Here is an 8,345-nt window from a genome sequence, read left to right on the forward strand (position 1 = left end):
AAATCCGGCCACCTGCACCACCACGTCCACGCCGCGAAAAGCTGGGAAGCGGGTAGCAACACCGACACGGACGGCAGAACAAAATCCGAAAACCAAGCAGGCCAACAACCGCTACTAATGATCCACGGCCAGGACGGCCTCGCGCTCACCACGCCACAGAGCCTCACGCAAACCGCTGGCAGCAACATCGACCAAGTCGCGCAGCGAGACAGCAACCAAACCACCGGACGGCGCTGGATTCACAATGTTGGTCAGCACATCAGTCTGTTTGTGAGCGGAGTGAAAGACAAAGTTGCGCTCAAACTGATCGCCGCGAAGGGCAAGGTGCAAGTTCAAGCGCAGAGTGATGATGTGGAGATCACTGCGGATAAAAACATCAAAATTACCGCCATTAAAGAAAAAATTGAGATCGTCGCTGGCGATGAAGTGCTGCTTGCCTGTGGTGGCGGATATATTCGGCTAAAAGGCGGGAATATCGATATTCACTGCCCTGGGGAAGTGAGTGTTAAGGGGGTAAACCACGTATTAAGTGGCCCAGATCAATTAAACATGCCGTTGCCGAATCTACCCAAAAACCAATTTACACCACCAAATAGTCACCCTTTTTCGGAATAAGCGGATCAAAGCATGATTATCAGCCCCCCTATTCTCAAAACACCTCAAGGTAATGCCACTGATGAAGAGTGGTTAGCTAGTTTGATGCCTTTTTCTGCTCTGGGAGGTTTTCCTATTTCTAGTCGCCTGGCTTGGCATGGCGGCCAGCATATTGAACACACTGATACCGGGGCAAAGGCCGAGCCAGTGCGTGCGATAGCAGATGGAGAGGTTGTATATTGGCGTCAGCCATCCCCTGAGGCAGCCAAAAAACCGCTTGCATATCAAGGCGAAACGGATAATGGCTGTGTTGTGATTAAACATAACACTGAAATTGGGGAAGGAGAAGAAGGTCAGATTGAGTACTACTCAATTTACATGCATTTAAAACAAGTTTTTGTTAAAAAAAAGCAACTCGTAAACCGAAAAGATAGTTTAGGTACTGTTGGTAGTTGTAATGGCAAAAATGCCATGCATTTAGAAATTATTTGTGATGACACCAATTTAAAAAAAATAGTCGGTAGAGATTCTGGCCCATTGGATGTCAGCAAGGATGGTAGAAAAAACATTGTTTATGGTGACATACATTTCTATTTACCCCCAGGAACTCCATTTTTTTCAGCCATTACATCTCCACAAGCTCGCACAGGAAGTGGGGCTCCTATCTATACATCCGACACTGCATTGTATGTAACGATGAGATTTGAACGAGGAGAATGCAAATTATCAACTAGGCAAGAAAGCTCGCAACAACAGGCTTTATTTATCGAATGCGGAAAAGAATTGGCTAATAGAGATGCCAAGTACGAATACAATCTTTACAGCAAGGCAAAAGCATTAGGAAGTGCTTTTAATGTCGCAGCTAGCTCGGCCTATGAACTGCTAAGGTTTGGTCGCGTGGTGAACATTGAAAATGAAAATTCAATAGAGCCTGGTACGGTTCCACATTGGCATGAAGTAAATATACCAAGTGGTAAAGGGTGGGTAAATTTGAATGCGGTGGGGGTTAAAAAATTCAGCGATGCAGACTTTCCTCACTGGCTAGGATGGCATCTGATTGAGGATGACCCTACTCTTGATAGTCAGTGCAACTCCTCTGCAATTAAAAAAATACTTACAGACGATAAAGAAAAAGAAGAAAGAAAAGGACAATTTCCAACCAAATTAAATAACCCAGATATTCAATTTCGGCTTTCTCGTACAATTTGCAAATTCCCAACAGAATGGGAAAAAGGGACAATTGATCAACGTTACGCTTGGTTAAAGAATGATAGCGTCGCGCTTAATGAATCAATGACCGAGGATCAATATTCTGAATTTAAATCACATGTTGAGTTATTATCTTTTTGGGAAGAGTCTGCACTTGCTGTAAGCAATATTCACTGGCACTTTCACCCCAAGTCATTTATCGCACATTTTAAGAAGTGTGGCTGGATGGGTAAAGACGACATAGTCAGATTAACGCGTAAGACATTACCCAATCCAAGCTCGACAACTAAAGAAGATAAAAACAGTGCTTTGACAAAAGAAAAAATTTACGATTACCTTTCAAATGCAACAACAAAGAGGCCAGCACAATTATACCCAAATATATCTATTACAATGAGAAAGTACTCCATAGTTACTCCTTTACGAATATCTCATTTCTTCTCTCAGCTAGCCGCAGAAACAGGTAGATTAAAAGAAATGGTGGAGGCCGGCCCTGATTCATACTTTGAAAAATATGAGCCCGGAACGGATCAAGGTAAAAAACTAGGAAATAAATATAAAGGTGACGGGTTAAAATTTAAAGGAAGAGGACTTATCCAGCTAACTGGCAGAGATAATTATTTTAACTATGGATGTTATAAAAAGATCGAGCTATCAGAAAACAATCAAGTTAATACTTTATTAACGAATGCATATAAAACATGCGATGCCGCTGGTTATTTTTGGGCTTCCAAACAAAGAAACAAGAAGGACAGCAAAGGGGAATTGACTCCCATGGGCGACCTAGGAATAAACTCATGGGCTGACAAAGGTTATGATTCAAACTCATCTAAGCAAGTAACAAAGTGCATTAATACGGGAGCTTATCATTTTGATGAAGTTCGCTGGCCATGTTTTGAACATGCATGGCACGTAACAAATGACGAAACAAATACACCTAACAACTTTAAGCCAATTGGAGATTAACCATGAAAATACTTTTAGTTGTATTAATATGTATTTCAAGTAACTTATTTGCAGCAAATCGAGTGCAGTATTGCAATGGAATGTTTAGCTTTGTTCCGACAAAGAATATAGACATTAACTTCATCAAGGCACAATCGACTGCAGCCAATTGCAAAAACGAATTGAAGATAAAATTAAAAGGAAACAGAAAAATAGTTCAACTCAGCTTTCCAAGCGAAAGCAACCAGTTAAGCATTGAACCCTCCACCAGCGAAGATTTTATTGCCAAAAAAGAAAAAAATGACATAGTGATAAATCAAAGATATTTACTAAACACCCCCAATGGGGATGTTAAGATTGAAACATTTATCACCCTTAAAAGCGGTAACAGTGTTGATTCCATAGAAAAATATTTTTACTTCTCCAAAAAAGATACTTATTCAATTTATGCCACTTACAAAATAAACCCTGAAAACAAAGATGAGGCAACCATGTTGAATGAACTAGAGATATTCTTCTTATCGCTAAGAGTTGACTGGAATTGATTTTTGCAGACTTACAGCAACAAAGATTCAACTGGAAAAATTATCAATGTTTGCAAAATTAGATTTATATTTCGAAAATATAGAACACTGATCCGCAAGAAAAAATTTCACTCAAACTGATTATGCCTTCCAAAAGGTTAGTGGTTTGAGTGACTAAAACTCGAATCATAATTTTAACTCGCCATTAGGCGCTTAATAAGTACGGATTACGTCTCTATGTCCACCCCTCTCAAATCCCTCATCAACCGCCTCACCCCCACCGCGCGTCGTGCGGTTGAGGAGGCGGCTAGCCGCGCTTTGTCGCGTAGCCATTTTGAAATTGAAATCGAGCACGTGGTGCTCGCGCTGCTGTCGCAAGACGATAATGCCGGCGTGGCGGCTTTGCGCTCACTCGGTAGCAATATCGAGCAGATCGAGCGCGAGCTGGATCGCGCTTTGGAGCAATTTCGTACCGGCAATACGCGCAACCCCGTGTTGTCGAGCTTGCTGCCGAAATGGCTGGAAAAAGCGTGGTTGATGGCGAGTACTGAGTTTGGGCAGGATGATGTCTCGACGCTCGATTTGCTGCTGGCTCTGGTGCGCGATGATGCGCTGAAGGCAACGATTCATAGCAGCGCGGCGACGCTGGCGCGGATTGATTCGCAACGGGCTATTGGCGGGTATATCGCGCTACGCCAGCATGGAAATGAACTAGCGAGCAATACCTCGAATGTGGCTACCGAAGAACAAGACGATGGCCATGTACCCGTTGCCCCCATGGCGCGCAAAGGTAGCCCGGGGCTGGATAAATACACGATTGATCTCACCGGACAGGCCAAGGCGGGCAAGATTGATACCGTGCTCGGGCGCGATGCTGAAATTCGCCAGATGATCGATATTTTGCAGCGCCGCCGCCAAAATAACCCGATTTTGACTGGCGAACCAGGCGTCGGTAAAACCGCCGTCGTTGAAGGCTTGGCGCTTAAAATCGTGAGCGGCGAAGTGCCGCCGGTGTTAACTGGCGTGACTTTGCGCACGCTCGACTTGGGGCTGTTGCAAGCGGGCGCGAGTGTCAAAGGTGAGTTTGAAAACCGTCTGCGCCAAGTGATCGACGAAGTTAAAGCCAGCCCGGTGCCGATTATTTTGTTTATCGACGAAGCGCACACGCTGATTGGCGCCGGTGGTGCTGCGGGGCAGAACGACGCGGCCAACTTGCTCAAGCCCGCCTTGGCACGTGGCGAGTTGCGCACCATCGCGGCGACAACATGGGCTGAGTACAAAAAATATTTCGAGAAAGACGCCGCGCTGGCGCGCCGTTTCCAAGTCGTCAAAATCGACGAACCTGCGCCCGAAATCGCGGTGCAAATGGTGCGCGGCATTACCGAGGCGATGGCCAAACACCACAATGTGGCGATTATGAACGAGGCGATTGTGTCGGCGGTGAATTTATCCAGCCGCTACATCATCGGCCGCCAGTTGCCCGATAAAGCGATCAGCGTGCTCGATACCGCGTGCGCGCGCGTGGCGCTTTCCCGCGCTGGCCGCCCTGCGCCGATTGAAGACGTTGAAGTGCTGATTGCCAATATCGAGCGCGAAGTGAAAGCGCTGCAAGCCGAGGAAGGCCACGCCGAGCGCATTGCCGAATTGACAACGCAACGCGAAGCGCTGGAAGGCGACTTGCAAAACCTCGTCGTCGCGTGGGAAGCGCAGCAAGCGGTGATTGCCGAGATCGAAGCCTTGAAAGCGGCTTCTGATGCTACGAGTAAACCCAAGACAGAGAGCAAAGGCAAAAAAACCAGCCCATTGCAGGCCAAACGCGCCGAGCTGCGCGCCTTGCAAAAAACCTTGCCACTGGCGTACGAATGCGTCGATGAAAATGTTATCGCCGACGTGATTTCGGGCTGGACCGGTATTCCGCTCGGCCGCATGGTTAGCAACGAGCTGGAGCAAGTACAAAAGCTGGCGGGGCTGCTCGCCGAGCGCGTGATCGGGCAAGATCATGCCTTGGCGCAAATCGCCGAGCGCGTGCAAATCGCCAAAGCCAATCTGGATGACCCCAGCAAACCCAAAGGCGTGTTTATGCTGGTCGGCCCATCGGGCGTTGGCAAAACCGAAACGGCGTTGGCCTTGGCCGAATCACTGTACGGCGGCGAGCGTAATCTGATCACGATTAATATGTCCGAATACCAGGAATCGCACAGTGTGTCGGGCTTGAAAGGCTCGCCACCGGGCTATTTGGGCTACGGCGAAGGCGGCGTATTGACCGAGGCGGTGCGTCGTAAGCCGTATTCGGTGGTGCTGCTCGATGAAGTCGAAAAAGCGCACCCAGACGTGCTCGAGTTGTTCTTCCAAGTGTTTGATAAAGGCATTCTGGAAGATAGCGAAGGGCGCGAGGTCGACTTTAAAAACACGATTATTTTGCTAACCAGCAACGCCGGCACCGATTTGGTGATGCGCGCTTGCGACGGCGGCGTGACGGTGGGTGAAGAAACGCGCGACCCAACGGCGGAAGACTTGGTTGAAATCCTGCGCCCTACTTTGCAAAAAACCTTCAAGCCAGCGTTCCTGGGCCGTTTAACCATCGTGCCTTACTTCCCGATTGGCGATGAAGTGCTGCGCCTGATTGTGAAGCTGAAATTGAGCAAAATCGCCAAGCGCATCGCGCAAAACCACGGCGCGGTGCTCGATTATCCAGATTCGCTGATCGACGCGATTGCCGATCGCTGCATGGACGTCGATAGCGGCGCACGCGATGCCGATGCAATCCTCACACGCACCGTGCTCGCCAAAATTTCGGCCGATTTGCTGGCACGGATGGCGAGCGGCAAGCCGGTGAAGAAAATCGCGCTGTCGCTCAAGGGTGACGAGATCAAAGTGAAATTGAGCTAGAACATGCTGGGTACTTTAGGTTTATTTGGCGGGCTGTTCACAGCATGGTGGGCATTGCTCTGGTGGGTGTTACCCGTGAGTTGGCAAACCATTAGCCCAAGTGCGCTGCTCATGCTGCACCTGCTTCCCCCCATAGGGATTGGCGCTGCATGGCATAGCTGGCGCTGGTGGCAAGCAAGAAAGGAGCAGGCAGCAACAGCAGCCGCGGCTGAGTCAGCCGAAGCAGAGCGGGCAGCACAGCGTGCGGCTGCACGAGATAAGCACTACCAGCAATTGGCAGCCCGGCAGCAAACTTTGCCATGCCGCGGTGTATGGGCGCACGTCTTAGCGACACGAGATGAACCCAGTTGGTTGCATGAGCTGCCCGATGGTTGTTTCTGGCAAACACAATTGCCTGATGAAATCGATGATGATCTTTCCTGGCCCGATGCATTGGCGCATCAGCTGGTAAGCTTACTCAGCGAAGTTTATGCTTTGGCGCCAGGCGCAGCATGGCTACCGCATTTATATGAAGCACACCCGGAAATCGAAGGCCGCGAGCAACTGGAAATCTACCGCCGTGCCCAACAATCAACTGCTGAGGGGCAACTATTTGATGAGCCACATGAAGCGGATTGTCGGTTTTTACCTGGCTCTGGCGCAATTGCAGAGCGAGTACAACAGGTCTTGCAGCAAAATCCGCATTGGCCAGGCGTATTAATCTGTGCCGTAGATAGCCCGTATATTGCACAGCAAGCACTTGATGAATGGGATGAACCTAGCGAAGCACAAATAGAGCTCGCTCGTTGGGAAGGGGCACCAGGCCAAGCCAGTATTGCCCTACTCTTTTTGCGCGATATGCTGCCTGAGCCACAGACCACAGATAGCGGTGCTCCACAATCAGCCGTTGATCCTTACACTCCGTATTGGGAAAAACAAGCCACCTATGGTGATGAGCGCTGGGGACGTGTGCCAACCAGCTGGCAAAGCAGCTTGTATGAATTACCCGTTGTCGGCTTGCTCTGCCCGGCGCAAGAAGGTGAATTAAGCGAAAAGTCGGTAATGCAAGCCAGCCGCCAAGTGCAACACCTCTTAGCCGAAGCGCTATTAGATGCAGCATTGCGCGATTACCCGTTTAGTAGCGAAGATGCCGAGCCAGCCAAAGATTGTGCGGAACAAATTGCTTGGCTGGTTCATAACAGTGGTGATGCCGATGTAGGTGGCACGCGCCTGGCCGCATTATCAACGGCATTGCATTATTTCGGCATCAGCCTCAACCCGATTGATGAAGCCAGCAACTCAGTGCGTGACTGGGGCAACGTTGGTTGCTGCCGCGGACTACTACATAGTGCACTCGTGCTCACCCACAGCGCTCGGCTACAAGCGCCGGCTGTTCTTGGCCATTTCGCAACTGAACGTATTACCATCAGTGTTGGCAAGCCTACCGAGGTCAATGCATGAAGAAAGCAATTCGCTTAGGCGATCCAACCAGCCATGGTGGCACAGTAATTAGTGCACAACCCAAAACTGTGTTGTTTGGCAAACCAATTGCCGTATTAGGCGATAAAGTGGCCTGCCCTATTCCGGGCCACGGCGTCTGCCCAATTGTCGAAGGCGATCCAAGCTGGCTGGTTGGCGGCAAGCCGGTGGCACTAGAAGGACACAAAACTGCCTGCGGCGCAGCCTTGATATCCACCCTGCCCCCGGTTGAAAAAGGCTAATCATCGCCGCTGGCTTAGCGAATTAGCACACGTGGTTCACCGATCCAAAAAATCTAGATCCGATACTGTGAGTTGGAAAACCATGCCAAGCTGGAATGAAAAACTACATGCTCGGAAGGTGCCATAACTGAAGCGACTCAAAAAATCGGTGGCGGGCATGCCCGCCGGCGCCTTGATGTATATCTCAACCCCGCTTGAAATTAATGCGTAGATACGGGAAATACCCGCAGGGCAACTGAGGAGTATTGCCGAGCGACGAGCACAAGAAGTAAATCAAGCGTAAACAGCCGCTGTGGCTGAGAGATACTCTAAAAGGTAGTAGAGGGAGTCGAGATAGGAAGGTTGTAACCCCGTTCAAGAAGCCCGAAAGCACAAAGGGTTAGCAATTTCTTGCTAACCCTTTGATATTCTTGGTGCCGACGGCAGGAATCGAACTCGCGACCCCCTGATTACAAGTCAGGTGCTCTACCAACTGAGCTACATC

General features: G+C 49.2%; 6 protein-coding genes. All 6 read left to right on the forward strand.

Annotated features, from left to right (window positions below; genetic code table 11):
• The coding region (locus L991_RS11110; RefSeq protein ID WP_047395337.1) for a DUF2345 domain-containing protein at positions 1–615 on the forward strand (615 nt) is incomplete at its 5' end.
• A 12-nt stretch (positions 616–627) separates the two neighbouring features.
• Complete coding sequence (locus tag L991_RS11115) at positions 628–2,769, forward strand: peptidoglycan DD-metalloendopeptidase family protein (protein ID WP_052190824.1); 2,142 nt, start codon at positions 628–630, stop codon at positions 2,767–2,769.
• Positions 2,770–2,771: 2 nt separating this feature from the next.
• Complete coding sequence (locus L991_RS11120; protein WP_047395341.1) at positions 2,772–3,293, forward strand: hypothetical protein; 522 nt, start codon at positions 2,772–2,774, stop codon at positions 3,291–3,293.
• A 216-nt stretch (positions 3,294–3,509) separates the two neighbouring features.
• Positions 3,510–6,161, forward strand: coding sequence for a type VI secretion system ATPase TssH (tssH, locus tag L991_RS11125; RefSeq protein WP_047395345.1), 2,652 nt, complete (start codon positions 3,510–3,512; stop codon positions 6,159–6,161).
• Positions 6,162–6,164: 3 nt separating this feature from the next.
• Positions 6,165–7,601, forward strand: a complete 1,437-nt coding sequence (locus L991_RS11130) for a hypothetical protein (protein WP_047395348.1) — start codon at positions 6,165–6,167, stop codon at positions 7,599–7,601.
• The gene (locus L991_RS11135; RefSeq protein ID WP_047395351.1) at positions 7,598–7,861 is read left to right on the forward strand and encodes a PAAR domain-containing protein; all 264 of its coding nucleotides are present in this window, start codon (positions 7,598–7,600) and stop codon (positions 7,859–7,861) included. The genes L991_RS11130 and L991_RS11135 overlap by 4 nt, the downstream gene beginning before the upstream one ends.
• Positions 7,862–8,345: the final 484 nt, after the last annotated feature.

This window comes from Chitinibacter sp. ZOR0017, assembly GCF_000799095.1.
GTDB classification, from domain to species: Bacteria; Pseudomonadota; Gammaproteobacteria; order Burkholderiales; family Chitinibacteraceae; genus Chitinibacter; species Chitinibacter tainanensis.

What these genes read in the sequence shown, in the direction of transcription:
- L991_RS11130 (WP_047395348.1), top strand. Translation starts at nt 6,165, where the DNA reads ATGCTGGGTACTTTAGGTTTATTTGGCGGGCTGTTCACAGCATGGTGG.
- tssH (WP_047395345.1), top strand. Translation starts at nt 3,510, where the DNA reads ATGTCCACCCCTCTCAAATCCCTCATCAACCGCCTCACCCCCACCGCG.
- L991_RS11120 (WP_047395341.1), top strand. Translation starts at nt 2,772, where the DNA reads ATGAAAATACTTTTAGTTGTATTAATATGTATTTCAAGTAACTTATTT.
- L991_RS11115 (WP_052190824.1), top strand. Translation starts at nt 628, where the DNA reads ATGATTATCAGCCCCCCTATTCTCAAAACACCTCAAGGTAATGCCACT.
- L991_RS11135 (WP_047395351.1), top strand. Translation starts at nt 7,598, where the DNA reads ATGAAGAAAGCAATTCGCTTAGGCGATCCAACCAGCCATGGTGGCACA.